24 protein-coding genes are annotated in these 25,884 nt (G+C 55.3%); 19 read left to right on the top strand and 5 right to left on the bottom strand.

Features of this window, described 5'->3' with window-relative positions; genetic code table 11:
• Positions 1 to 46: 46 nt before the first annotated feature.
• Positions 47 to 1,384 carry an MATE family efflux transporter DinF gene (gene dinF, locus ACOTX2_RS23245; protein WP_058646370.1) on the top strand — a complete coding sequence of 446 codons (1,338 nt, stop codon included), beginning with the start codon at positions 47 to 49 and terminating at the stop codon, positions 1,382 to 1,384.
• Between the two features lie 119 nt (positions 1,385 to 1,503).
• Positions 1,504 to 1,713 carry a CsbD family protein gene (locus tag ACOTX2_RS23240; protein WP_003860314.1) on the top strand — a complete coding sequence of 70 codons (210 nt, stop codon included), beginning with the start codon at positions 1,504 to 1,506 and terminating at the stop codon, positions 1,711 to 1,713.
• A gap of 47 nt (positions 1,714 to 1,760) precedes the next feature.
• On the opposite strand, the gene zur is transcribed toward ACOTX2_RS23240, so the two are convergent.
• Complete coding sequence (zur, locus tag ACOTX2_RS23235; RefSeq protein WP_006810484.1) at positions 1,761 to 2,273, bottom strand: zinc uptake transcriptional repressor Zur; 513 nt, start codon at positions 2,271 to 2,273, stop codon at positions 1,761 to 1,763.
• 117 nt (positions 2,274 to 2,390) lie between these two features.
• Between zur and ACOTX2_RS23230 the strand changes: the two genes are divergently transcribed.
• From ACOTX2_RS23230 to pspG, 4 genes are all read left to right on the top strand, one after another.
• Positions 2,391 to 2,879 (top strand): cupin domain-containing protein, encoded by a 489-nt coding sequence (locus tag ACOTX2_RS23230; RefSeq protein ID WP_022646741.1) that lies wholly within the window; start codon positions 2,391 to 2,393, stop codon positions 2,877 to 2,879.
• A 192-nt stretch (positions 2,880 to 3,071) separates the two neighbouring features.
• Complete coding sequence (gene traF, locus ACOTX2_RS23225) at positions 3,072 to 4,358, top strand: conjugal transfer protein TraF (protein WP_226856390.1); 1,287 nt, start codon at positions 3,072 to 3,074, stop codon at positions 4,356 to 4,358.
• 82 nt (positions 4,359 to 4,440) lie between these two features.
• A complete protein-coding gene (gene dusA / locus ACOTX2_RS23220; protein WP_063148449.1) occupies positions 4,441 to 5,436 on the top strand; it encodes a tRNA dihydrouridine(20/20a) synthase DusA in 996 nt (331 codons plus the stop codon).
• 136 nt (positions 5,437 to 5,572) lie between these two features.
• Positions 5,573 to 5,815 carry an envelope stress response protein PspG gene (gene pspG / locus ACOTX2_RS23215; RefSeq protein WP_017382623.1) on the top strand — a complete coding sequence of 81 codons (243 nt, stop codon included), beginning with the start codon at positions 5,573 to 5,575 and terminating at the stop codon, positions 5,813 to 5,815.
• A gap of 185 nt (positions 5,816 to 6,000) precedes the next feature.
• On the opposite strand, the gene ACOTX2_RS23210 is transcribed toward pspG, so the two are convergent.
• On the bottom strand, positions 6,001 to 6,984 hold the full coding sequence (locus tag ACOTX2_RS23210; RefSeq protein WP_063148448.1) for a quinone oxidoreductase: 984 nt from the start codon (positions 6,982 to 6,984) through the stop codon (positions 6,001 to 6,003).
• Between the two features lie 66 nt (positions 6,985 to 7,050).
• Between ACOTX2_RS23210 and dnaB the strand changes: the two genes are divergently transcribed.
• From dnaB to ACOTX2_RS23180, 6 genes are all read left to right on the top strand, one after another.
• Positions 7,051 to 8,463: a replicative DNA helicase gene (dnaB, locus tag ACOTX2_RS23205; protein ID WP_003860298.1), complete on the top strand. Its 1,413-nt coding sequence runs from the start codon at positions 7,051 to 7,053 to the stop codon at positions 8,461 to 8,463.
• 16 nt (positions 8,464 to 8,479) lie between these two features.
• Positions 8,480 to 9,559, top strand: coding sequence for an alanine racemase (alr, locus tag ACOTX2_RS23200; RefSeq protein ID WP_032627027.1), 1,080 nt, complete (start codon positions 8,480 to 8,482; stop codon positions 9,557 to 9,559).
• A 109-nt stretch (positions 9,560 to 9,668) separates the two neighbouring features.
• Positions 9,669 to 10,862 (top strand): aromatic amino acid transaminase, encoded by a 1,194-nt coding sequence (gene tyrB, locus ACOTX2_RS23195; RefSeq protein WP_063148447.1) that lies wholly within the window; start codon positions 9,669 to 9,671, stop codon positions 10,860 to 10,862.
• A 258-nt stretch (positions 10,863 to 11,120) separates the two neighbouring features.
• Entirely contained in the window at positions 11,121 to 11,834 is a 714-nt protein-coding gene (aphA, locus tag ACOTX2_RS23190) for an acid phosphatase AphA (RefSeq protein WP_063147065.1), read from the top strand.
• A gap of 112 nt (positions 11,835 to 11,946) precedes the next feature.
• Positions 11,947 to 12,363, top strand: coding sequence for a secondary thiamine-phosphate synthase enzyme YjbQ (locus tag ACOTX2_RS23185; protein WP_023305263.1), 417 nt, complete (start codon positions 11,947 to 11,949; stop codon positions 12,361 to 12,363).
• Positions 12,364 to 12,365: 2 nt separating this feature from the next.
• Entirely contained in the window at positions 12,366 to 12,719 is a 354-nt protein-coding gene (locus ACOTX2_RS23180; protein WP_006810472.1) for an MmcQ/YjbR family DNA-binding protein, read from the top strand.
• A gap of 3 nt (positions 12,720 to 12,722) precedes the next feature.
• Here ACOTX2_RS23180 and uvrA read toward each other — a convergent pair whose 3' ends face one another.
• Entirely contained in the window at positions 12,723 to 15,545 is a 2,823-nt protein-coding gene (gene uvrA, locus ACOTX2_RS23175; protein ID WP_003860287.1) for an excinuclease ABC subunit UvrA, read from the bottom strand.
• A 251-nt stretch (positions 15,546 to 15,796) separates the two neighbouring features.
• Here uvrA and ssb1 point away from each other — a divergent pair, with 251 nt between their 5' ends.
• Positions 15,797 to 16,321: a single-stranded DNA-binding protein SSB1 gene (gene ssb1, locus ACOTX2_RS23170; RefSeq protein WP_003860284.1), complete on the top strand. Its 525-nt coding sequence runs from the start codon at positions 15,797 to 15,799 to the stop codon at positions 16,319 to 16,321.
• Between the two features lie 60 nt (positions 16,322 to 16,381).
• On the opposite strand, the gene ACOTX2_RS23165 is transcribed toward ssb1, so the two are convergent.
• Positions 16,382 to 16,663, bottom strand: a complete 282-nt coding sequence (locus ACOTX2_RS23165; protein WP_022646751.1) for a YjcB family protein — start codon at positions 16,661 to 16,663, stop codon at positions 16,382 to 16,384.
• A 440-nt stretch (positions 16,664 to 17,103) separates the two neighbouring features.
• Here ACOTX2_RS23165 and ACOTX2_RS23160 point away from each other — a divergent pair, with 440 nt between their 5' ends.
• Both ACOTX2_RS23160 and ACOTX2_RS23155 read left to right on the top strand, forming a co-directional pair.
• A complete protein-coding gene (locus tag ACOTX2_RS23160; protein WP_063148446.1) occupies positions 17,104 to 18,504 on the top strand; it encodes a sensor domain-containing diguanylate cyclase in 1,401 nt (466 codons plus the stop codon).
• A gap of 265 nt (positions 18,505 to 18,769) precedes the next feature.
• Entirely contained in the window at positions 18,770 to 20,335 is a 1,566-nt protein-coding gene (locus tag ACOTX2_RS23155; RefSeq protein WP_038415076.1) for an EAL domain-containing protein, read from the top strand.
• A 6-nt stretch (positions 20,336 to 20,341) separates the two neighbouring features.
• On the opposite strand, the gene soxS is transcribed toward ACOTX2_RS23155, so the two are convergent.
• Complete coding sequence (gene soxS / locus ACOTX2_RS23150) at positions 20,342 to 20,668, bottom strand: superoxide response transcriptional regulator SoxS (RefSeq protein WP_003860277.1); 327 nt, start codon at positions 20,666 to 20,668, stop codon at positions 20,342 to 20,344.
• A 98-nt stretch (positions 20,669 to 20,766) separates the two neighbouring features.
• Between soxS and soxR the strand changes: the two genes are divergently transcribed.
• The 4 genes from soxR (at position 20,767) to ACOTX2_RS23130 (ending at position 25,697) form a co-directional block, all read left to right on the top strand.
• Positions 20,767 to 21,225: a redox-sensitive transcriptional activator SoxR gene (soxR, locus tag ACOTX2_RS23145; RefSeq protein ID WP_003860275.1), complete on the top strand. Its 459-nt coding sequence runs from the start codon at positions 20,767 to 20,769 to the stop codon at positions 21,223 to 21,225.
• A gap of 353 nt (positions 21,226 to 21,578) precedes the next feature.
• The gene (locus tag ACOTX2_RS23140; protein WP_063148445.1) at positions 21,579 to 22,250 is read left to right on the top strand and encodes a glutathione S-transferase family protein; all 672 of its coding nucleotides are present in this window, start codon (positions 21,579 to 21,581) and stop codon (positions 22,248 to 22,250) included.
• A 297-nt stretch (positions 22,251 to 22,547) separates the two neighbouring features.
• Positions 22,548 to 23,897: a guanine/hypoxanthine transporter GhxP gene (gene ghxP, locus ACOTX2_RS23135; RefSeq protein ID WP_063148444.1), complete on the top strand. Its 1,350-nt coding sequence runs from the start codon at positions 22,548 to 22,550 to the stop codon at positions 23,895 to 23,897.
• Between the two features lie 153 nt (positions 23,898 to 24,050).
• Positions 24,051 to 25,697: a Na+/H+ antiporter gene (locus ACOTX2_RS23130; protein WP_022646758.1), complete on the top strand. Its 1,647-nt coding sequence runs from the start codon at positions 24,051 to 24,053 to the stop codon at positions 25,695 to 25,697.
• Positions 25,698 to 25,884 lie beyond the last annotated feature (187 nt).

The raw sequence follows: 25,884 nt of genomic DNA, 5'->3' as shown, positions 1-25,884 counted from the left end.
GTAGTTCCTCTACAGCCTGGCCTGTTTTCTGATTCCGGTAATTTCCATGGCATTGCTAACTTCTGCCGATAAGGCGTTGTGGCGTCTTGCGCTACCGATGATTTTTTCCAATATTACCGTTCCTCTGCTGGGGCTGGTGGATACGGCGGTAATCGGGCATCTGGATTCGCCGATTTACCTGGGCGGCGTCGCGATTGGCGCAACGGCGACCAGCTTCCTCTTTATGCTGCTACTTTTTCTGCGCATGAGTACGACAGGCCTTACGGCCCAGGCGTATGGTGCAAAAGATCCCCTGCGTCTGGCGCGTGCGCTGGTTCAGCCGCTCATTCTGGCGTTCGGTGCTGGCGTGTTAATCGTTCTGTTGCGTACGCCGCTGATTGATCTTGCGCTCCATATTGTAGGCGGCAGCGATGCCGTACTGGAACAAGCCCGGCGGTTCCTCGAAATTCGCTGGCTCAGCGCGCCCGCTTCACTGGCAAACCTGGTCCTTCTGGGCTGGCTGCTGGGCGTGCAGTACGCCCGCGCGCCAGTGATCCTGCTGGTGGTGGGTAACCTTCTCAATATTGTCCTCGATCTCTGGCTGGTAATGGGGCTGCACATGAACGTCCGGGGCGCGGCGCTGGCTACGGCAATTGCCGAGTACGGGACGCTGCTGATCGGTTTGGGGATGGTCTGGCGCGTGCTGGCGATGCGCGGTATCACCCTGGATCTGCTGAAATCGGCCTGGCGCGGCAATATGCGTAAGCTGCTGGCGCTTAATCGCGACATCATGCTCCGTTCGCTCCTGCTGCAACTCTGCTTCGGCGCATTAACCGTTTTTGGTGCGCGTCTTGGGCCTGAGATCGTCGCCGTCAACGCAGTGCTCATGACGTTACTGACCTTTACCGCTTACGCGCTGGATGGTTTTGCTTACGCCGTCGAGGCGCATTCAGGGCAGGCTTATGGCGCGCGTGAAAGCGGCCAGTTACGCGAAGTCTGGCGTGCTGCCTGTCGTCAGGCGGGTCTGGTGGCGCTGGTCTTTGCTCTGGTTTACGCCTGTTTTGGTGGGCATATTGTCGCGCTTCTCACCTCGTTGCCCGCGCTACGTGAGCTGGCCGATCGCTACATCCTCTGGCAGGTAGTATTACCGGTGGTGGGCGTGTGGTGCTATTTGCTGGACGGCATGTTTATTGGTGCGACGCGAGGGGCGGAGATGCGCAACAGTATGGCCGTCGCTGCGGCGGGGTTCGGCCTGACGCTGCTGACCTTGCCGTATCTCGGCAATCATGGTCTGTGGCTCGCGCTGGCGGTGTTTCTCTCACTGCGTGGCCTTTCGCTGGCCGTTATCTGGCGTCGTCACTGGCGAAACAATACCTGGTTTCCAGCCCCGCACGATATATCGTAACGGTTAAAGATTCCGAATATAAAAATAAATGCCGAATCCTTAACTACAATAATAATCACGTCCAGCAGAATAGAACGAAGCGGACGACACTCATAGACGCTTAACACGAGGACACGATTATGAATAAAGACGAAATCGGCGGCAACTGGAAGCAATTCAAAGGTAAAGCGAAAGAACAGTGGGGTAAGCTGACAGATGACGATATGACCGTCATTGAAGGTAAGCGCGATCAGCTGGTAGGTAAAATCCAGGAGCGCTACGGTTACGAAAAAGATCAGGCGGAAAACGAAGTCAAAGACTGGGAAACCCGTAACGACTACCGCTGGTAACCGGCACTATCCCCAAGGGCGGCCCTGAGCCGCCTTTTTCTTTAGTCTTAACGCGGCTTTTTCTTCACCAGGATAGAGTGATCGTGCTGACAGGCATCCTGATGACGGCATGACTCCACCTCCACGCAGGCAGAACATAAGCCGTGGGCTTCGATCACGTTATGACGCAGCGCAAAGCCCATTCTGGCTGCCAGCGTATGCATAATATCTTCCACACCTTCCGCACACTCTTCCTTCACCACGCCACAGCGATCGCAGATAAACATGGCGGACGTGTGAGTAGGCTGGTCAAAAAGATGGCACAGCACATAGCTGTTTGTTGATTCCACTTTATGCACAAACCCTTGCTCCAGCAGAAAATCCAGCGCCCGATAGACGGTCGGCGGTTTTGCCTGCGGCTCGCTTTCACGCAGCAGGTCGAGCAGATCGTAAGCGCTGATGGCACCCTGTTGCAGGCTCATCAGACGCAGTACCTCAAGGCGCTGCGGGGTCAGGCGCACATTGCGTTGCGCACAGAGCTTTTCAGCTTGCGCTAACAGCTCTTTTGTGGACTTGTCCATCGGGCACCTCGGATGTGGTAAGGGGTGAAAACCCTCACTTTATCATGTTCTGCTAAAAACACCGAGATCCGCCGGGCTGTGCTATACCTGACGCATCGCAAATCGGGAGATCGCATGATGAAAAGACCTGACTGTATTCGGCACTGGCGGGACGTGGAAGGCGCCGATGACGCAACGTATCCGGACAGCAATGAACGGTTTTCTATTGGCGCGCCGCTGGCCCGCAAGCTGGGTCTCGGCCGCATTGGTATTCACCATGAACGGCTGCCGCCCGGACGCCGTACTTCTTATCCGCATGCGGAAAGCGACGAAGAGGAGTTTGTTTACGTTCTGGAGGGTTACCCTGAGGCCTGGATCAATGGTTATCTGTGGAAGCTTGAACCCGGAGACAGCGTGGGATTTCCTGCCGGCACGGGGGTGTGCCATACCTTTATCAACAACACCGATGAAGAGGTGCGCTTACTGGTGGTGGGTGAGGCTAATAAAAAACATAACCGCATCTACTATCCCCTCAATCCGGTGTATGCCGTGACGCGCGAAGACCACTGGGTAGACCATCCGCCTCAGTTTTTTGGCCCGCACGATGGAAAACCTGGGCGAAAATAATTTCCTCTTCTATAAATATTGATGGTCGTCACACATTAGAACAGGCCGGGATGGAATTTAACTTAGGGAAATAGCGGGTCTTTTTGTACTTATTCACAGCAATAGTTCGTTCCTGTTTGGGTGATAACAGACAGGGTTAACTAATAACAAACTATTTACGAGCACACTGTGAAAAAACATTTTAAATTTTCGATGGTTAGCATTGCTGTCTCCTTTTTTATGGCAAATCAGGCGGGAGCAGCCAATACCTGGACGGAAGCGCGTAGCGACGCAATGGGCGGAACGGGTGTCGCGGCAGGGAGCTATGGCAGCGGGGCGTTAATCAACCCCGCGTTACTGGCAAAATCTAAGCCCGATGATGATGTGACGGTCATTTTGCCGTCCGTTGGCGTGCAGGTGACCGATGAAGACAATCTTCAGGACGAGATTGATACCATTAACGATAAAATCAATCATTACAAGGACGTGGTTGATAGTCTGACCCCCATTGATATCATCACGAATCCATTAGGTTCGATCAATCAGTTCCAGGGCGCAGCGAAAGATCTCGCTGATGAGCTGGACTACCTGAAAGGCAAAACCGCACACGCCACCGCAGGGGCGGGGATTGCCGTCAGTATCCCTAACGATGTCCTTTCCGTGGCCTTTATGGCCAAAGGCTATGCACATGGCCGCGTCAGCTCTTCAATCGATCAGCAGGACATTGATTATCTGCGCGGTATACAACGAAGCGATGCGGTGGCTGCCGGTGTGGCGCTGGATGCCGCGTTAAACGGTTCCGATCAGATCACCAAAAACCTTAACTCTACGGCGTCTGGCCGGGCGGCGATTGTGTCCGACTACGGTATTGCGGTAGCCCGTCAGTTCGATCTTGGCGGCGTTCCGGTTTCCGTTGGCGTCACGCCGAAGCTGCAAAAAACCTGGCTCTATAACTACACTACCTCAATCTACGATTACGACAGTAATAAGTGGAACGACAGCCGCTACCGTACCGACGACACTGGCTTCAACGTCGATGCCGGTATTGCTGCTGATTTCGGTGAAAACTGGACGCTCGGCGTGAGCGGGCAAAACCTGATGTCGCGCGATATCGATACCAAAGATATCCGCATCCGCAACGGGCGTACGGGAGAGGTGGTGAGTTATAAAGACACTTATCAGATCCGTCCGCTGGTCACTGCCGGGGCCGCCTGGCACAACGATCTGGTCACGCTGACCGCAGATGGCGATCTGACCGAAACCAAGGGCTTTAAAAGCGAAGACACCTCCCAGTACGTTGGCGTTGGTGCCGAAGTCACGCCGCTGAGCTGGCTGGCAGTACGCGCCGGTTATCGTGCGGATATGAAAGGGAACGACAGCAACGTCTTTACCGGCGGTGTCGGTTTCGCGCCGTTCAACTCCGTCCACGTTGACCTGATGGGGCTTTATGGCGAAGACGAGACCTGGGGTGCAGGGGCACAGTTGAGCATGACGTTCTAAAGTGCACCGGAGGCGCTGCGCCTCCGGCTTTTCTTTGTGCTATAGTAGCGCCCCTTTTCCACCAGATGCTTAAAAGTTCGCCATGTCGTCAGAATTCCATACCGCTTTCCCTGCACACCGTTTTTCCATTGCGCCAATGCTCGACTGGACGGACAGACATTGCCGCTATTTCCTGCGTCAGCTCTCCCGCCATACGCTGCTATACACCGAAATGGTCACTACCGGCGCAATTATTCACGGCAAAGGCGACTATCTGGCGTACAGCGAAGAGGAGCATCCGGTTGCGCTGCAACTCGGTGGCAGCGATCCGGCTGCGCTGGCGCAGTGCGCGAAGCTGGCCGAAGAACGCGGCTATGACGAGATTAACCTCAACGTCGGTTGTCCGTCCGACCGTGTGCAAAACGGCATGTTCGGCGCGTGTCTGATGGGAAATGCGCACCTGGTGGCGGACTGCATCAAAGCGATGCGCGACGTCGTCTCTATCCCGGTCACGGTCAAAACCCGTATCGGCATAGACGACCAGGACAGCTATGAGTTTCTGTGTGATTTCATCAACACGGTATCAGGGAAGGGTGAATGCGAGATGTTTATCATCCACGCCCGTAAAGCCTGGCTCTCAGGCCTCAGCCCGAAAGAAAACCGCGAGATCCCGCCGCTGGACTACTCGCGCGTGTACCAGCTGAAACGCGACTTCCCACACCTGACCATGTCGATCAATGGCGGTATTAAGTCGCTGGACGAGGCCAAAGCGCACCTCGAACATATGGATGGCGTGATGGTCGGACGCGAGGCGTATCAGAATCCGGGCATTCTGGCGACGGTTGACCGGGAAATCTTTGGCGTTGAGGGTGCTGACACCGATCCCGTGGCCGTAGTGCGCGCCATGTATCCGTACATTGAGCGCGAGCTGAGTCATGGTACGTATCTGGGCCACATTACCCGCCATATGCTTGGCCTGTTCCAGGGCATTCCTGGTGCGCGCCAGTGGCGTCGTTATCTCAGCGAGAACGCGCATAAAGCCGGTGCGGATATTGAGGTACTGGAACACGCGCTGCGTCTGGTTGCGGATAAACGTTAAATTTCGCTAAAAGATGGTCAAATACGCCACGCCCTGCAACACATTGCGGGGCGTTTTGCTTTCAGATCAACAACTTATTTTTGGCATGATTCTTGTAATGATCGCAGCATCATTCGGGAACTCGTGGGAGAGCACCATGCTGGAACTACTTTTTGTGATTGGCTTCTTTATCATGCTGATGGTCACGGGCGTGTCGCTGCTCGGTATTCTGGCCGCGCTCGTTGTGGCCACGGTGGTGATGTTTGTCGGCGGTTTATTTGCCCTGACGATTAAACTCTTGCCGTGGTTACTTCTGGCGATTGCGGTGGTATGGGCCATACGGGCGATTAAATCACCAAAACTGCCGACTTATCAGCGTAATAACCGCTTCCGTTACTAAGGTATTGAGGGGTACGTCACATACCTGCAACTTTTCCGGCAGCAATCTTTAGAACAGAATAGGATTTACTTATCGAATCTGTCACTATGGCTGCCGCTAAAGAATTCATCGAGCTGTACCCTACATACAGCCGAACTAAAAAAAAGAAAGGGCTTCCCATGGGAAGCCCAATTTCTTTTTATGGCTCAGGGAATTAACAGACTTGAGCCCTGGGTTGCCCGGCTCTCCAGCACCTCATGCGCACGTTGCGCATCGGTCAGCGGATATTTCTGCGCTTCTGCCACATCCACTTTGATCACCCCGCTGGCGATCAGCGAGAACAGCTCGTTGCTGGCTTCCTCAAGTTCTTCCCGATTAGTGATGTAACCTTGCAGGGAAGGGCGGGTGACATACAGCGACCCTTTCTGATTCAGAATGCCCAGGTTCACGCCGGTGACAGCCCCGGAGACGTTACCGAAGCTCACCATCAGCCCGCGACGTTGCAGGCAGTCCAGCGAAGATTCCCAGGTGTCTTTCCCCACCGAGTCATACACCACGCGTACCTTTTTGCCGCCAGTGATCTCTTTCAGCCGCTCAACGATGCTCTCTTCCCGGTAGTTGATCACCTGCCATGCGCCCGCGTCCAGCGCGCGCTGCGCTTTTTGCGCGCTGCCTGTGGTGCCGATCAGCTTCGCCCCCAGGGCTTTCGCCCACTGGCAGGCAATCAGCCCTACGCCACCTGCGGCTGCGTGAAACAGGAATTGCTCGTCAGGCTTAATTTCGTAGGTTTTGCGCAGCAGATAATAGACCGTCAGCCCTTTCAGGAATGAGGCGGCAGCCTGCTCGAAGCCGATCGCATTTGGTAAAAGCGCCGCTTTCTCGGCCGGAACGTTATGGATGGAGCTGTAAGCGCCCAGCGCCGACTGCGCGTACACCACGCGATCGCCTTCCTTAATGTGCTTAACCGCGCTGCCCACTTTGCTGACGATACCGGCCGCCTCGGTGCCCAGTCCGCTCGGCATCGACGGAGGCGGATAGAGACCGCCGCGAATATAGGTATCGATGTAGTTAATGCCGATTGCTTTGTTTTCAACCTGGATTTCGTTCTCGCCAGGTGCCGTGGGGGTAAACTCCACGGCTTGCAGTACGTCTGGCCCGCCATGTTTCTGGAACTCAATGCGTGTTGCCATGCTCCCTCCGTTAGAAAATTATGGTAATCTTTCGACCCACTCTTTATCTCGGTAACTCCATTCACTATGGCAGGAAACAAACCCTTCAACAAACAGACTGAACCCCGTGAACGTGATTATCAGGTCGCCGGGTTAAAAGTCCCGCCGCACTCGATTGAAGCGGAACAGTCGGTGTTGGGCGGTTTAATGCTGGATAACGAACGCTGGGACGACGTCGCCGAGCGCGTTGTTGCGGAAGACTTCTATACCCGCCCGCACCGCCACATCTTTACTGAAATGGCGCGTTTGCAGGAGTCGGGCAGCCCGATCGATCTGATTACACTCGCAGAATCGCTGGAGCGTCTGGGACAGCTCGACAGTGTCGGCGGGTTTGCCTATCTGGCAGAACTGTCAAAAAACACGCCAAGTGCCGCGAACATCAGCGCTTACGCTGATATCGTCCGTGAACGTGCCGTTGTCCGCGAGATGATCTCGGTGGCGAATGAGATCGCCGAGGCCGGTTTCGATCCCCAGGGGCGCACCAGCGAAGATCTACTTGATCTTGCCGAGTCCCGCGTCTTTAAAATCGCCGAAAGCCGTGCGAACAAAGACGAAGGCCCGAAAAACATCGCCGATGTGCTCGACGCCACCGTTGCGCGTATTGAGCAGCTTTTCCAGCAGCCGCACGATGGCGTGACGGGGGTGAACACCGGTTATGACGATCTCAACAAGAAAACGGCAGGTCTTCAGCCATCGGATTTGATTATCGTCGCGGCGCGTCCGTCGATGGGTAAAACGACATTTGCGATGAACCTCGTCGAAAACGCGGCGATGTTGCAGGATAAACCGGTTCTTATCTTCAGTCTTGAGATGCCCTCTGAACAGATCATGATGCGTTCTCTGGCATCCCTGTCGCGCGTGGATCAGACCCGCATCCGTACCGGTCAGCTCGACGATGAGGACTGGGCGCGGATCTCCGGCACCATGGGGATTTTGCTGGAAAAACGGAACATCTATATTGATGACTCCTCCGGCCTGACGCCGACGGAAGTGCGCTCCCGCGCGCGCCGTATCGCCCGTGAACACGGTGGCATCGGCCTTATCATGATTGACTACCTCCAGCTGATGCGTGTTCCGTCGCTTTCCGACAACCGTACGCTGGAGATTGCCGAAATTTCCCGCTCGCTCAAAGCGTTAGCCAAAGAGCTGCACGTGCCGGTGGTGGCGCTGTCGCAGCTAAACCGTTCTCTGGAACAACGTGCAGACAAGCGCCCGGTCAACTCCGACCTGCGTGAATCCGGCTCCATCGAGCAGGATGCCGACTTAATCATGTTCATCTACCGTGATGAGGTTTATCACGAGAACAGCGATCTGAAAGGGATCGCCGAAATTATTATTGGTAAGCAACGTAACGGCCCCATCGGTACGGTACGTCTGACCTTTAACGGCCAGTGGTCGCGTTTCGACAACTATGCCGGTCCTCAATATGATGATGAGTAATTTCTAAGGAATTCAAATGCAAGCGGCAACTGTTGTGATTAACCGCCGCGCTCTGCGACACAACCTGCAACGTCTGCGAGAACTGGCGCCCGCCAGTAAGCTCGTTGCAGTCGTGAAAGCGAACGCTTACGGACACGGTCTTCTTGAGACCGCGCGAACGCTCCCCGATGCCGACGCTTTTGGCGTCGCCCGTCTCGAAGAAGCTCTCCGCCTGCGCGCAGGTGGAATTACGCAACCGATTCTGCTCCTCGAAGGCTTTTTTGAAGCCTCGGACCTGCCGACCATTGCCGATCAGCACCTGCACACGGCGGTGCATAACGAAGAACAGCTGGCCGCGCTGGAAACGGCCGAACTGAGCGAGCCGGTCACCGTGTGGATGAAGCTCGACACGGGCATGCACCGCCTGGGCGTGCGCCCGGAGAATGCCGAAGCGTTTTATCAGCGGTTGTGCCAGTGCAAGAACGTGCGTCAGCCGGTGAATATCGTCAGCCACTTTGCCCGCGCCGATGAGCCTGAATGCGGCGCAACGGAACAGCAGCTTGATATCTTCACCACCTTCTGCGAAGGCAAACCGGGGATGCGCTCCATTGCGGCGTCCGGCGGCCTTCTGCTGTGGCCGCAGTCGCACTTCGACTGGGCGCGTCCGGGGATTATCCTGTATGGCGTTTCCCCGCTTGAGAACAAACCCTGGGGACCGGACTTCGGCTTTAAGCCGGTGATGTCGCTGGTTTCAAAGCTGATTGCCGTGCGTGAGCACAAAGCAGGCGAGCCGGTAGGTTACGGCGGCACCTGGACGAGTGAGCGCGACACGCGGCTTGGCGTGGTAGCGATGGGCTACGGCGACGGCTATCCGCGCGCCGCGCCAACGGGTACGCCGGTACTGGTCAATGGTCGCGAAGTGAAGATTGTCGGCCGTGTGGCGATGGACATGATTTGTGTCGATCTGGGACCCGACGCGCAGGATAAAGCGGGGGACGATGCGGTGATGTGGGGCGAAGGCCTGCCGGTAGAGCGTATTGCTGAAATAACAAAAGTGAGTGCTTACGAACTTATCACGCGCCTAACCTCAAGGGTAGCGATGAAATACGTCGACTAATCATGAGCAGGATGCGGTGCATCCCGCTTCTGTTAACATCCCCTCGATCTTCTTCCGCTTCCGGTTTATTGTTGAATTCCCTGCCTCATAACAATCCGGAGAACATCGCGTGTTTCAGAAAGTAGACGCCTACGCCGGCGACCCTATCCTCTCCTTGATGGAGCGTTTCAAAGAAGATCCTCGCAGCGACAAAGTGAACCTCAGCATCGGTCTTTATTACAACGAGGACGGCATCATTCCTCAACTGAAAGCCGTTGCCGAAGCCGAAGCGCGTCTTAACGCAACCCCGCACGGGGCTTCGCTTTATCTGCCGATGGAAGGGTTAAATACCTACCGTAATACCATTGCGCCGCTGCTGTTTGGTGCGGATCACGCGGTGCTCGCGCAAAAGCGCGTGGCGACTATCCAGACGCTGGGTGGCTCGGGTGCGCTGAAGGTAGGCGCAGATTTCCTGAAAAAGTACTTCCCGGATTCCGGCGTGTGGGTCAGCGACCCGACGTGGGAAAACCACGTGGCCATCTTTGAAGGCGCGGGCTTTAAGGTTGCGACCTATCCATGGTTCGACAGCGAAACCAACGGCGTACGCGTTGATGCGCTGCTGGAAAAACTGAACACCCTGCCGGAGCGCAGTATCGTATTGCTGCATCCGTGCTGCCATAACCCGACCGGTGCGGACCTCACCAATGCCCAGTGGGATGCGGTGATCGGGGTACTGAAGGCGCGTAACCTGATCCCGTTCCTCGACATCGCCTATCAGGGCTTTGGGGCGGGCATGGAGGAGGACGCCTACGCCATTCGCGCGATTGCCAGCGCGGGTCTGCCTGCGCTGGTCAGCAACTCTTTCTCAAAAATCTTCTCCCTCTACGGCGAGCGCGTCGGCGGTCTGTCCGTGGTGTGTGAAGACGCCGAAGCCGCGGGACGCGTACTCGGTCAGCTGAAAGCGACGGTCCGCCGTATTTACTCCAGCCCGCCGAACTTTGGTGCGCAGGTGGTCGCGACCGTACTGGGCGATGATCAGCTGAAAGCCACCTGGCTTGCGGAAGTGGAAGGCATGCGTAAGCGCATCCTGTCGATGCGTCAGGAGCTGGTTAACGTTCTGAAAGAGGCCGTGCCTGGACATAACTTTGATTATCTTCTCAAGCAGCGCGGGATGTTCAGCTATACCGGACTGAGCGCGGCGCAGGTCGATCGCCTGCGGGAAGAGTTCGGCGTCTACCTGATCGCCAGCGGCCGTATGTGTGTGGCGGGGCTGAATGCCGGCAACGTCCAGCGCGTGGCGCAGGCGTTTGCAGCTGTGATGTAAGTACTCACTACTTATTATCTCCCTCTCCCTGTGGGAGAGGGCTGGGGTGAGGGCATCAGGCCGCAGAAAATCTTGCCCGGTGGCGGCTGCGCCTTACCGGGCCTACATCACTCATCCACACTTTGTGATCGTCTTCTTTTTATTCAGCTTCATAAGCAAAAACTCCTTTTCTTCCCCTCCCGCTGGGGTTATGGTCGGATAGTTTTTGACCATTAGCTCAAAATAAAAAGATAACAAACTGAATATTCAGGGGAAAACATGCGCAAGATCACACTGGCGCTCAGCGCCGCCTGCTTATTGTTCTCGCTTAATAGTACCGTTGTTGCGCGGGCTTCTGCACCCACGCCGCTTTACACCGGCACCACCGCCGCCATTCTTGCCGAACAGGCCCCCATTCACTGGGTTTCAGTGGCACAAATCGAAAACAGCCTGACGGGTCGCCCGCCGATGGCCGTGGGCTTCGATATTGACGATACCGTTCTCTTCTCCAGCCCCGGTTTCTGGCGCGGCAAAATAACGTACTCCCCGGACAGCGAAGCCTATCTGAAAAACCCGGAATTCTGGGAAAAGATGAACAACGGCTGGGATGAGTTCAGTATCCCGAAAGAGGTTGCTCGCGCGCTGATCGCCATGCACGTAAAGCGCGGCGACAGCATTTACTTCGTGACCGGACGTAGCCAGACCAAAACCGAAACCGTCTCGAAAACGCTACAGGATGATTTTCTGATCCCGGCGGCCAGCATGAATCCGGTCATTTTTGCCGGGGACCAGGAAGGGCAAAACACCAAAACCCAGTGGCTGGAAAAGAAAAATATCAAGGTGTTCTACGGTGATTCAGATAACGACATCACCGCGGCGCACGATGTGGGAGCCAGAGGCATCCGGGTGTTACGCGCCTCGAACTCTACCTACCGGCCGCTGCCAATGGCCGGTAAATTTGGTGAAGAGGTGATCGTTAACTCCGAATACTGATGCATTAACGGCGGGGTGAATGCTTTTTTAAGCAAATCTCGCCGCGCGGGTTTTACCTTTCGCTTTCTTGCTGCACACTTAGAAAGATTCATCTTTCAACACGGAGCAGCACATGTGGTATCAACAGACCCTGACCTTAAGCGCAAAACCACGCGGATTTCACCTGGTGACGGACGAAGTCATCGGGCAAATCCGCGACCTGTCGCGCGTCAAAACGGGTTTGCTGCATCTGCTGCTTCAGCACACGTCTGCTTCTCTCACGCTCAATGAAAATTGCGATCCCACCGTCCGGTCTGACATGGAGCGGCATTTTCTGAAAACCGTCCCGGATAACGCCCCGTATGACCATGATTACGAGGGGGCGGATGATATGCCTTCGCACATCAAATCCTCTTTGCTGGGGGTCTCGTTGATGCTGCCGGTCCACAACGGACGGCTGCTGCTGGGAACGTGGCAGGGGATCTGGCTGGGAGAACATCGCATTCACGGTGGTTCGCGTAAAATTATCGCAACGCTACAAGGGGAATAAAGATGACAATTTCGGAGATACTTCAGTACTGCATGAGCAAGCCGGGCGCAGAACAGAGCGTTCACAGCGACTGGAAAGCCACGCAGATCAAAGTGGGTGATGTGTTGTTCGCGATGGTAAAAGAGGTGGAGGGACGTCCTGCGGCATCGCTGAAAACCAGTCCTGAACTGGCCGACTTACTGCGCCAGCAGCACGATGATGTCAGGCCAAGCAAGCATCTGAATAAAGCACACTGGAGTACGGTGTTTCTCGACGGCTCGCTGCCAGATTCGCAAATTTACTACCTGGTAGATGCGTCGTATCAACAGGCGGTAGAACTGCTGCCGGAAACGATCCGACAGCAGCTCTCCGTGTAACGATTACAGCAACGGTTTAAGGAAGCGCGCGGTGTGCGAGGCTTCGCACTCTGCAACGGTCTCTGGCGTACCGGAGACGAGGATTTCACCGCCGCCGCTGCCGCCTTCCGGGCCGAGATCGACAATCCAGTCCGCGGTTTTAATCACGTCCAGGTTGTGCTCAATCACCACGATGGTGTTGCCCTGATCGCGCAGCTGGTGCAGCACGTCCAGCAGCTGCTGGATATCCGCAAAATGCAGGCCGGTGGTCGGCTCGTCCAGAATGTACAGCGTCTGACCGGTACCGCGTTTGGACAGCTCACGCGCCAGCTTCACGCGCTGCGCTTCACCGCCGGACAGCGTTGTCGCTGACTGCCCCAGACGAATATAGGTCAGACCCACATCCATCAGGGTTTGCAGCTTACGCGCCAGCGCAGGGACGGCGTCAAAGAACTCGCGCGCCTCTTCGATGGTCATATCCAGCACTTCGTGGATGGTCTTGCCTTTGTACTTAATCTCCAGCGTTTCGCGGTTATAGCGCTTGCCTTTACACTGGTCGCACGGCACGTAGATATCCGGCAGGAAGTGCATCTCAACCTTGATTACGCCGTCGCCCTGGCACGCTTCACAGCGGCCGCCGCGCACGTTAAAGCTGAAACGTCCTGGCGTGTAGCCGCGCGAACGCGCTTCCGGTACACCCGCGAAGAGTTCACGGACGGGCGTAAAGACGCCAGTATAGGTCGCCGGGTTGGAGCGCGGGGTGCGGCCAATCGGGCTCTGATCGATATCGATAACCTTGTCGAAATGCTCCAGCCCCTGAATGTCGCGGTACGGTGCAGGCTCGGCCAGCGTCGCGCCGTTCAGCGCCGTCTGCGCAATCGGGAACAGCGTATCGTTGATCAGCGTCGATTTACCGGAACCGGACACGCCGGTGATGCAGGTAAACAGCCCGACAGGCAGCGTCAGGGTCACGTCTTTCAGGTTGTTGCCACGCGCCCCGGTTAGCTTCAGCACTTTTTCCGGGTTCGCCGCCACGCGCTGTTTTGGCACTTCAATTTTGCGCTTGCCGCTCATGTACTGGCCGGTCAGCGACTCGGGCACCGCCATAATGTCTTTCAGCGTCCCTTCTGCCACCACCTGTCCGCCGTGCACGCCAGCGCCCGGGCCGATGTCGATCACGTGGTCTGCGGCGCGAATGGCGTCTTCGTCGTGCTCAACCACAATCACCGTGTTGCCAAGGTTACGCAGGTGAACCAGCGTGCCGAGCAGGCGTTCGTTGTCGCGCTGGTGCAGGCCGATAGACGGCTCATCCAGCACGTACATCACGCCGACTAAGCCCGCGCCAATCTGGCTCGCCAGGCGGATACGCTGGGCTTCACCGCCGGAGAGCGTTTCAGCCGATCGGGAAAGCGTCAGGTAGTTCAGGCCGACGTTCACGAGGAACTTGAGGCGATCGCCGATCTCTTTCAGCACTTTTTCGGCGATTTTCGCGCGCTGGCCGGAGAGCTTCAGGTTGTTGAAGAAGTCCATTGCGTGACCGATGCTCATGTCTGAGATGGTCGGCAGCGCCGTGTTTTCAACAAACACGTGACGCGCTTCGCGACGCAGACGTGTACCCTCGCAGGTGGCGCAGGAGCGGTTGCTGATGAACTTCGCCAGCTCCTCGCGCACCGCGCTGGATTCGGTCTCTTTGTAGCGGCGCTCCATGTTGTGCAGCACCCCTTCGAACGGGTGGCGACGCACGGAAGTGTCACCGCGATCGTTCATGTACTTGAACTCGATGTTCTCTTTGCCGGAACCGAACAGGATCACTTTATGTACGTTCGCGCTCAGGCTGGCCCACGGGGCTTCAACGTCGAACTTATAGTGCTCTGCCAGCGATTTCAGCATCTGGAAGTAGTAAAAATTACGCTTATCCCAGCCGCGAATGGCGCCACCCGCCAGCGACAGCTCCGGGTTCTGGATCACGCGGTCCGGGTCGAAATATTGCTGAACGCCGAGGCCGTCACAGGTCGGGCACGCGCCCGCTGGGTTGTTGAACGAGAACAGGCGCGGTTCCAGCTCGCGCATGCTGTAGCCGCAAATCGGGCAGGCGAAGTTGGCGGAGAAGAGCAGCTCTTCCGCTTTCGCATCGTCCATGTCTGACACCACCGCCGTGCCGCCCGACAGTTCCAGCGCCGTTTCAAAGGATTCCGCCAGACGCGTCGCCAGATCTTCACGTACCTTAAAGCGGTCAATCACCACTTCGATGGTGTGTTTCTTTTGCAGCTCCAGCTTTGGCGGATCGGACAGGTCACACACTTCGCCATCGATACGGGCGCGGATATAGCCCTGGCTTGCCAGGTTTTCCAGCGTTTTGGTGTGTTCACCCTTACGCTCTTTAATGATTGGCGCCAGCAGCATCAGGCGTTTGCCTTCCGGCTGAGACAGCACGTTATCCACCATCTGGCTGACGGTCTGGGCCGCCAGCGGAACGTCATGATCCGGACAACGCGGCTCGCCCACGCGCGCATACAGCAGACGCAGGTAGTCATGGATTTCGGTAATGGTACCGACCGTAGAACGCGGGTTATGCGATGTGGATTTCTGCTCAATGGAGATAGCAGGAGACAACCCTTCAATGTGGTCGACATCCGGTTTTTCCATCAGCGACAGGAACTGACGCGCGTACGCCGAGAGCGATTCAACGTAACGACGCTGTCCTTCGGCATACAAAGTGTCGAAAGCCAGTGAGGATTTGCCAGACCCCGAAAGCCCGGTCACGACGATGAGTTTGTCGCGAGGGATTATGAGGTTGATATTCTTGAGATTGTGGGTGCGGGCGCCCCGAACTTCGATCTTATCCATTCACCTTTCCCGGTTGGAACACGGATTGCCTGATTTGTTTGAAGGACAAACGGCTGTCAGAAACGGCTAATTATGACACAAAATGACCTGTTTGAATATACAGTATTGGAATGCATTTTCTGATTCACTGTGTAACAATGTCGAGTCCGCGAGAGAACTCTGGAACATGCTACGCAACTATCAAAGTGTCGCATGGAAATGGTACACTCGCGCGTTTACACTATTAAGAAACGTATTCAGGAGACACGAACATGGCCAGCAGAGGCGTAAACAAGGTGATTCTCGTCGGTAATCTGGGCCAGGACCCGGAAGTACGCTACATGCCGAGTGGTGGCGCAGTTGCCAACATTACGCTGGCTACTTCCGAATCCTGGCGTGATAAAGCGACCGGTGAAATGAAAGAGCAGACCGAATGGCACCGCGTTGTGCTGTTTGGCAAACTGGCTGAAGTGGCCGGTGAGTATCTGCGTAAGGGTTCTCAGGTCTATATCGAAGGCCAGCTGCGTACCCGCAAATGGACCGATCAGTCCGGTCAGGAAAAATACACCACGGAAGTGGTGGTGAACGTTGGCGGCACCATGCAGATGCTGGGTGGCCGTCAGGGCGGTGGCGCACCGGCAGGTGGCGGCCAGCAGCAGGGCGGTTGGGGTCAGCCTCAACAGCCTCAGGGCGGCAATCAGTTCAGCGGCGGCGCGCAGTCTCGTCCGCAGCAGCAGTCTGCTCCGGCACCGTCTAACGAACCGCCAATGGACTTCGACGACGATATCCCGTTCTGATATCCAGACGCGTGAAACACAAAAAACCCAGACAATGTCTGGGTTTTTTATAAAAGGCTATCAGGTAATCACCATCGGCCAGTCTGGCGGAGTGTGGCTCATGGCTTCAACCATCACCACTTTAATGTTTTCCCAGACGGCGGCCATATCCACCAGCGTAATGCCGAGCAAACCTGTCGCGAACCAGCATGCGGCACCCAACCCTAACAGGGTGCTAATCACAGCAAGACCTGCGTAGTCGGACTTTCGGAACTGAATGTTTAACGTGCTGGCCAGGAACATCAAAACCGCGCTCAACAACGGCCAGCGCAGGAGCACCATGCTGGTGGTAATGGTTGCCATAAAACCCATCCTCGACAAAACAGACGAACTGGAATGAAACAATGTTTCTCGTTACATAAGATGTGTGAACTATATCACATTTGCTGTTTTATTCGCCAGTATCGTATGAGGTAAAAGTGGGTTTATAACCGGGGAAAATATATCGTACTCGCTCAGATCGGTGCTTAGCCGGAATTTTTATTTTTAATTCATTCAGATAGCAAAACCTTTGCAAAACACCCTCGGCTGTATAGCGTTTACAGCAGTATGTCTATGGATTATGCTTGTGTGGAACAATAAATGTATCCGCAAAAATAATTCATCACATTGAATTATTTGGTTTTTTTGGATTTTTATTCTTTTTTAACACTCAGCATACTCTTTGATTTCGTGGTCTTATTCTTTTATTCAGATATGAGTTATTGCGGTTGCTCTCTCGATTAATGACCTGCGAAAAGATAATGAAAGAAAAAAGACGCGAGATTATTAACGACAGCATGCAGGCTCTGCACGCCCTGGCGAAGCTGATGCCACAACTCAACGCGCAGTGTTCGCCGGTTGAAATGCTGGAAATCATCAACAGCGCACTGGGGGCAAATCTCTCGTGGGTTAGTGTCGAATCCGCAGACGGGCCGCGCGTGGTTTGTGCCGGCGACGTGACGTGTCACGCCTTCAACGTGGCGGATTTTCTTGCCAGCACCCTGTTGCAACGGCATCACCGCGCCTGGCGCGTTATCTACTGGAAAGAGCATATTGGCCGGGAGGTATTTTCCCCTCAGCACCCGGGCTATGCGCGGCTGCAAAGCGGCGTGCTGTGTAAACTCTCAGCGCATGGCAGACAGTGCAGTGGTTATTTCTTTTTGGCTTTTAATGAAAAACTGACCTCGTTGCCGATATTGAAAAATATCGTGGTGGTATTGGTCGAGAAGCTAAAAGATTATTTTGATGACATCATCGTGCGGGAAAAAACAGCGCAAGAGATGCAGCGCGTCGTCACGCAATATAAAACTTTATTTGAACGTGCTCCGGTATTGATGAACGCCTTTGACAGGCATAACCGGTGTGTATTGTGGAACGCCGAATGCGAAAAAGTCTTTGGCTGGAGTATGACTGAAATCGGCGAGCACCCCGATCCGCTGGCCCTGTTTTACCCGGATCCCGAGGAGCGACAGCGCGTGCAGGAGTCGGTTCGTTTCGCACCACTTAAGGATATGTACGAATGGCACCCGGTGCGTAAAGACGGGACGCCGTTAACCATCCTCTGGTCAAACATCCTTTTACCGGATAACTCCATTCTCAATATTGGCCTCGATATCACCGAACGTAAAAAAGCAGAACAGCAGCTGACCGTCAAAGCCACCACGGACGATCTGACGGGCTGTCTGAATCGCTCGACAATTTTACAGCGGCTCAAAATGGCGCTGGCAGCCAGTTCGCCGCAGGATGTCAGTAGCCATTTCTGTCTCCTGATGTTCGATCTCGATTATTTCAAGCAGATCAACGATCGGTGGGGACATCAGGTTGGCGATGCGGCATTGATTCACTTTTGCGACCGTATTCGCGAAGTGAGCCCGGCCGGGTCGGCACTGGGACGGGTAGGGGGCGAAGAGTTTGTTCTTCTGCTGGCGCGTACGGATGGTATGGCCGCTACGTTGCTCTCTTCCCGGCTGCGTGCCGCGCTGATCTCAAAACCGCTGCGTGTGGGCGATAAAACGCTGGTACTCTCTTTCAGCGCCGGGGTGGTTGAAGTCTGTCAGGGGCAACGGGATACTTCTGCCATACTGATGCGTGCTGATAAGGCATTATATGACGCCAAGCGTACGGGAAGAGGAAAAACGGTTCTGGCGTCTGATTATTTATAAATCAGCATAAGAACAAAGGGCAGGCTATTTCAGCCAACAAATTTTCCACACCTGTCGCGGGTAATTATTATCCTTATCAGAAACGAAATGAATACTTTTAGTTTGGCTTACGGGAAAATATTATCGGCATCACGAATTTTAGGATTTTTAATACCAAAAGTCAGTTGCTAACTTCCCATGATTCATGCAACGTAATCACCTGTTTATCAAAGCAGCCGGTCTTCATTGCTACAGGCGTACAACATGCAGGGATACAGAGCGGGAAATGAATCGTAGCGCGCGGCGCAAAATGCTCAAAGCGGTCGGGATTATCATGGTAGTTATGCTGCCGGTGATGCTTGCGCTATGGTTTGCCCAGCTTAGAGCCGTGTCGGAAATCAGCGCTCAGCTGCGCACGTTTGCTGAACTTGCTTTAAACAAAACTGAACGGGTTATTCAACAGGTTGATATGGCCCGGGAAGACGCGGAAAAATATCAGGGTAAAGTGTGTACGCCGGAGCATCGTCAATATATGTTGAACGTTTCCCGCGGTCGCCTTTTTGTTGCCGATTTAATTTATGCTGAAGGCCAGGACTTTCTCTGCTCGACCCTTTTTACGCCGGATCATCCTTACATCATCCCCGCTGCCAATTACACACGTAAACCCGACGTTGCTATCTATTATTTTCGCGATACGCCATTTTTTAATGGTTATAAAATGATATATATGCAGCGCGGAAATTATGTCGCAGTGGTCAACCCGCTTTCGTACAGTGAGGTGATGTCAGACGATCGTTCCCTGTCGTGGGGAGTGTATGACACCGTCAGCAATGCATTCTTTTCTGTGAGTCAGAAAGCCAATATTTCTTTATTGCATTCGATGCTCCGACATCAGGAAACGACTTTTCAGAAAGATGACCGTTTTTATACGATCGTAAAATCAGAGCAGAGGCCCATTGCGGCCATCGTTTCAACCTCCAATGCCCGTTTTTATAAAACGCTTTATCATCAGGCTACTCTGACGCTACCGCTGGGGATGATTTGCAGCATTATTATTTTGCTGGTGTGGTCGCGAACACACCGTGAATTCAATTCGCCTGGCCGACTTCTGCACCGGGCGCTGAATAAACGCCAGCTGTGCGTCCATTATCAGCCCATTATTGATATAAAAAATAACCAGTGCGTGGGAGCAGAGGCATTGTTGCGCTGGCCAGGATTCAACGGTCAGGTTATGAGCCCGGCGGAATTTATTCCCCTGGCCGAAAAAGAAGGGATGATTGCGCGCATTACGGATTACGTCGTGGAGGAGGTGTTCACCGATCTGGGCCATTTTCTTGCCGCTCACCCCGATCTGTATGTCTCGATTAACCTGTCGGCGTCGGATTTTCACTCTTCGCGTCTTATCGCCCTGATCTCCGACAAAGCCCGCTTTTACTCGGTTCGCGCGCAGCAAATAAAAATTGAGGTGACGGAGCGGGGGTTTATTGACGTGCCGAAAACCACGCCGGTCATTCAGGCGTTTCGCCAGGCGGGGTATGAAGTGGCGATTGATGATTTCGGAACCGGCTACTCTAACCTACATAATCTCTATTCGCTGAACGTCGATATCCTGAAAATCGACAAATCTTTTATCGATACCTTAACCACCAACAGCACCAGCCACCTGATTGCCGAGCACATCATTGAGATGGCGCAAAGCCTGCGGCTGAAAACCATTGCGGAAGGGGTCGAGACGGGGGAGCAGGTGAGCTGGCTGCTGAAGCGTGGCGTGCAGTATTGTCAGGGATGGCACTTCGCGAAAGCGATGCCGCCCCAGGCATTTATGGCCTGGCAGCAGCAACCCTTGCGTTAACACGCATTAATTGAGCTGATGGCGGTAGTCGCTCGGCGTACGGTCAAACTCGCGGCGGAAGACGCGGGAAAAGGTCTGCTGCGACACATAGCCCAGATCCATTGCGATATCAAAAATGGGCCGCTGCGTTGAGCGTAACGCCTGCGCCGCCAGCAGGAGCCTGCGCTGGCGAATGTAGTCACCCAGCGTTTGATGCATTACGGTGCGGAACATTCTCTGTAAATACCATTTCGAATAGCCCGACTTCTTAGCGACCACATCAATGTTCAACGGCTGGTCGATATGTTCATCAATCCATTCAATAAGCGTCTGAATAATTTGCTGATGCGACATAAGGTTACCCCTCTGTGGAGACATCTGTCCTGGTTGATTCGTCGTTTTCTCTGCGGGGGAGTATAATTCCTCAAGTTAACTTGAGGTAAAGAGGTTTTATGGAAAAGAGATTACCGCGCATCAAAGCGCTGTTAACCCCCGGTGAAGTGGCGAAACGAAGCGGCGTGGCGGTGTCGGCGCTCCACTTCTATGAAAGCAAAGGGTTAATAAAAAGTATCCGTAACGCCGGAAACCAGCGGCGCTATACCCGCGATGTGCTCCGCTACGTGGCGATTATTAAAATTGCGCAACGTATCGGCATCCCCCTGGCTACCATCGGCGACGCGTTCGGCGTATTGCCGGAAGGACACTCGCTGAGCGCGAAAGAGTGGAAGCAGCTGTCGTCCCAGTGGCGAGAAGAACTGGATCGTCGTATTCACACGCTGGTGGCCCTGCGCGATGAACTGGATGGCTGCATTGGTTGCGGGTGTTTATCACGTAGCGATTGTCCGCTGCGTAACCCGGGTGACAGGCTGGGCGAGCAGGGAACAGGGGCGCGGTTGCTGGAGGAGGATTGAGAGGTGTGTGCCGGGTGCTTCGCTTACCCGGCCTACGCTCTCGGTTTTGTAGGCCGGGTAAGGCGCAGCCGCCACCCGGCAACAAGCATAAAGAACTAAAGCGCCACTAAGGGCGCTTTAGTTTTTTCCGGTCTTTGTCTTTCTCTCTATCCCGCTGGCTCACGGGAGGGTTTCCCCCGACATCAGTACTCCTCGTGTCGAGCTTGTGGGGGAGGTTCCGGTTTGTACTGACACTTTAATTCTATGCCCGGCCGCCGTTTTTGCCACCGGAGATGATGAGATTTTAGCCGAATTTTTTTCGTGAAGTTGTTCAGTTTTCTATAGTTAAAAAGTATGAATCACCGGAGAACATCATGCTAACGGTCCACCACCTTAACCAGTCTCGTTCCCATCGCGTCCTCTGGGCGCTGGAAGAGCTGGGTCTGACATATGAGATTGTACGCTACCAGCGCGAAAAAACCATGCTCGCACCAGACGCGCTCAAAAAAGTGCATCCGCTGGGAAAATCCCCGGTACTGGAAGATAACGGACTGGTTCTGGCTGAATCAGGCGCGATTCTGGAATATCTTCAGGAAACGTACGATTCGGCGTCACGATTCAAACCGTTAGATCCCGCTCATAAAGTGCAGTATCGCTTCTGGCTGCATTACGCCGAAGGATCTTTGATGCCGCTGCTGTTAATGAAGCTGGTATTTAACAGCCTCGGCAAACCCCCCGTCCCGTTTGGCCTGCGCACGCTGGGTAAGGCGCTGGGGCAGGGGGTGCAAAAAGCGTATCTCAACCGCCAGCTGGAAACGCATGCGCACTTTATTAACGATCATCTTGCCGAAAACAGCTGGTTTGCCGGCGACACGCTGACCATGGCGGACATCCAGATGAGTTTTCCCCTCTTCGCCCTGCTGGCGAGAGGCGGCATCGACAATCTCGACCACATAGCGGCGTGGAAACAGAGAGTGGAGGCACGTCCGGGCTGGCAGACAACGCTTGCGAAAGGCGGCCCGCTGACGATACCCGGCGGGGGATGAAATGTAACGAAATTGCGCATGGACGATAACGTTTGCGCATCCTCTGCTTAATTCTTCATCGTCATGAGGCAATTTTAGCGAAAAACGAGAAAGTTCAGTTGAAAAGGGCGGGTATTAGGCTAGATAATCGTTTGCCTACATTTGACCACCCGTTTTGTAAGCGCGGAGCTAAACGTTTGCTTTTTTTGTGACGCCCCTTTCGTCGCAAACGCAGCACAAGGATTTGACGTTTCGCTGGCAGTGGAGTCTCCACCACGCTTACGGACTTTCAATAAAAATTTTCAGGGGATGTTTTCTATGTCTACGCCATCTGCGCGTACCGGCGGTTTACTTGACGCCATGTTTAAAATTTCTGCTCGCGGCAGCACCGTGCGCCAGGAAGTTGTTGCCGGTCTGACGACGTTTCTGGCGATGGTGTACTCCGTCATCGTGGTGCCGGGCATGCTCGGCAAAGCCGGTTTCCCGCCAGCGGCGGTCTTCGTTGCCACCTGCCTGGTTGCGGGTGTGGGTTCGATTGTGATGGGCCTGTGGGCGAACCTGCCGCTGGCGATCGGGTGCGCCATCTCCCTGACCGCGTTTACCGCCTTCAGCCTGGTGCTGGGCCAGCATATCAGCGTCCCGGTAGCGCTCGGCGCGGTGTTCCTGATGGGTGTACTGTTCACCGTGATCTCTGCTACCGGCATCCGTAGCTGGATTTTGCGCAACCTGCCGCAGGGCGTGGCGCACGGCACCGGTATCGGCATCGGCCTGTTCCTGCTGCTGATCGCCGCCAACGGCGTGGGTCTGGTCATCAAGAACCCGCTGGACGGCCTGCCGGTTGCGCTGGGTAACTTCGCGAGCTTCCCGGTGATCATGTCGCTGGTGGGTCTGGCGGTGATCATTGGCCTGGAAAAATTGAAAGTGCCGGGCGGCATTCTGCTGACCATTATCGGCGTGTCCATCGTCGGTCTGATCTTCGACCCGTCCGTTCATTTCTCCGGGATTTTCGCCATGCCGTCGCTGAGCGATGACAACGGTAACTCCCTGATTGGCAGCCTGGATATTGTGGGCGCGCTGAACCCGGTGATCCTGCCAAGCGTGCTGGCGCTGGTAATGACCGCGGTGTTTGACGCCACCGGGACCATCCGCGCGGTGGCGGGGCAGGCTAACCTGCTGGACAAAGACGGCCAGATCATTGACGGCGGAAAAGCGCTGACCACCGACTCCCTGAGCAGCGTTTTCTCTGGCCTGGTGGGTGCAGCGCCAGCGGCAGTGTACATTGAGTCCGCAGCGGGTACGGCGGCAGGCGGCAAAACCGGCCTGACGGCTATTACCGTTGGCGTACTGTTCCTGCTGATCCTGTTCCTCTCTCCGCTCTCTTATCTGGTGCCAGCTTACGCGACCGCACCTGCGCTGATGTACGTCGGCCTGCTGATGCTGAGCAACGTGGCGAAAATCGACTTTGCTGACTTTGTTGATGCCATGTCCGGTCTGATCACCGCGGTCTTTATCGTGCTGACCTGTAACATCGTGACCGGCATTATGATCGGTTTCGCCTCGCTGGTGATTGGGCGTCTGGTCTCCGGTGAGTGGCGCAAGCTGAACATCGGTACCGTTGTCATCGCCGTTGCGCTGGTGGCGTTCTACGCGGGCGGCTGGGCAATTTAAGTTATCCATTGATGCGAAAACGGGTGGCTCAGGCCGCCCGTTTTTATTTTCAGGACTCATCCCGTTGTCTTTTACGTTACTCTGGAGAGGATAGAATAAGAGGCACGACGCCTCAGGTTTGGCTTAAAAAGAAACACAGCAAACAGGGAACGCATGGAAATTTTCTTCACAATACTCATCATGACCCTTGTGGTCTCATTATCCGGGGTGGTTACACGCGTACTGCCCTTCCAGGTCCCCCTGCCTTTAATGCAAATAGCTATCGGCGCGCTGCTGGCGTGGCCGACGTTCGGTCTGCACGTGGAGTTCGATCCGGAACTGTTCCTCGTGCTGTTTATCCCGCCGCTGCTGTTTGCCGATGGCTGGAAAACGCCGACGCGCGAATTTCTTGAGCACGGGCGAGAGATCTTCGGTCTGGCGCTGGCGCTGGTGGTCGTTACCGTGGTCGGGATTGGTTTCCTGATCTACTGGGCCGTACCGGGGATCCCGCTTATACCCGCCTTTGCGCTGGCTGCCGTGCTGTCGCCGACCGACGCCGTGGCGCTGTCCGGCATTGTGGGCGAAGGGCGCATTCCTAAGAAAATCATGGGCATTTTGCAGGGCGAGGCGCTGATGAACGACGCTTCCGGCCTGGTCGCCCTGAAGTTTGCCGTGGCGGTAGCCATGGGCACCATGGTCTTTACCGTCGGCGGTGCAACCCTCGAATTCTTCAAGGTGGCGATTGGCGGTATCCTCGCAGGCTTTGTTGTAAGCTGGCTGTACGGTCGTTCGCTGCGCTTCCTCAGCCGCTGGGGCGGCGATGAACCGGCGACGCAGATCGTCCTGCTGTTCCTGCTGCCGTTCGCCTCTTACCTGATTGCCGAACATATCGGCGTGTCGGGCATTCTGGCGGCGGTAGCCGCGGGGATGACCATCACCCGCTCCGGCGTGATGCGCCGGGCGCCGCTGGCGATGCGTCTTCGCGCGAACAGTACCTGGGCGATGCTCGAGTTTGTCTTTAACGGCATGGTGTTCCTGCTGTTGGGCCTGCAACTGCCGGGCATTATGGAATCTTCGCTGATCGCGGCCGAAGCGGATCCAAACGTTGAAGTGTGGATGCTGTTTACCGATATCGTACTCATCTACCTTTCGCTGATGCTGGTGCGTTTCGGCTGGCTGTGGACGATGAAGAAGTTCAGCGTTCGCTTCCTGACCAAAAAGCCGATGGAGTTCGGCTCCTGGACCACGCGCGAGCTGCTGATTGCCTCTTTCGCGGGCGTTCGCGGGGCGATCACCCTTGCTGGTGTGCTCTCCATTCCTCTGCTTCTGCCGACGGGCGACGTCTTCCCGGCGCGCTACGAGCTGGTGTTCCTGGCGGCGGGCGTGATCCTCTTCTCCCTGTTTGTCGGCGTAATTATGCTGCCGATTCTGCTGCAGCATATTGATGCGGGTGACACCTCGCAGCAGCATAAGGAAGAGCGGATTGCCCGTGCGGCGACGGCGGAAGTAGCGATTGTCGCCATCGAGAAGATGGAGGAGCGTCTGGCCGCCGATGCCGAAGAGAACATTGATAACCAGCTGCTGAAAGAAGTCAGTTCACGCGTGATCGGTAATTTGCGTCGCCGTGCTGACGGACGTAACGACGTGGAAAGTTCGTTGCAGGAAGAGAACCTCGAGCGCCGTTTCCGCCTGGCGGCGCTGCGCTCCGAGCGTGCCGAGCTGTATCACCTGCGCGCGACGCGGCAGATCAGCAACGAGACGCTGCAAAAGCTGCTGCACGATCTGGATCTGCTGGAAGCGTTGTTGATAGAGAATCAGTAGCGCTGTAATTGCCCGGTGGCGCTGCGCTTACCGGGCCTACGTGCTCGATCGGTTCCCTCTCCCTATGGGCTGAGAGTTCCCCACAAATTAATGCGAGCACTGAGCAATCCCCTCGCCCCTCCGGGGAGAGGGTTAGGGTGAGGGGAACATACGGCTGTGGTGGTCATTCCGTTCACTTTATGTTCCT

The sequence above is a fragment of the Enterobacter cloacae complex sp. IR5412 genome (assembly GCF_049237385.1).
Classification (GTDB): Bacteria; Pseudomonadota; Gammaproteobacteria; order Enterobacterales; family Enterobacteriaceae; genus Enterobacter; species Enterobacter intestinihominis.
The sequence above is the reverse complement of the archived record's forward strand: the minus strand, read 5'-3'. Positions and strand labels throughout refer to the sequence as shown.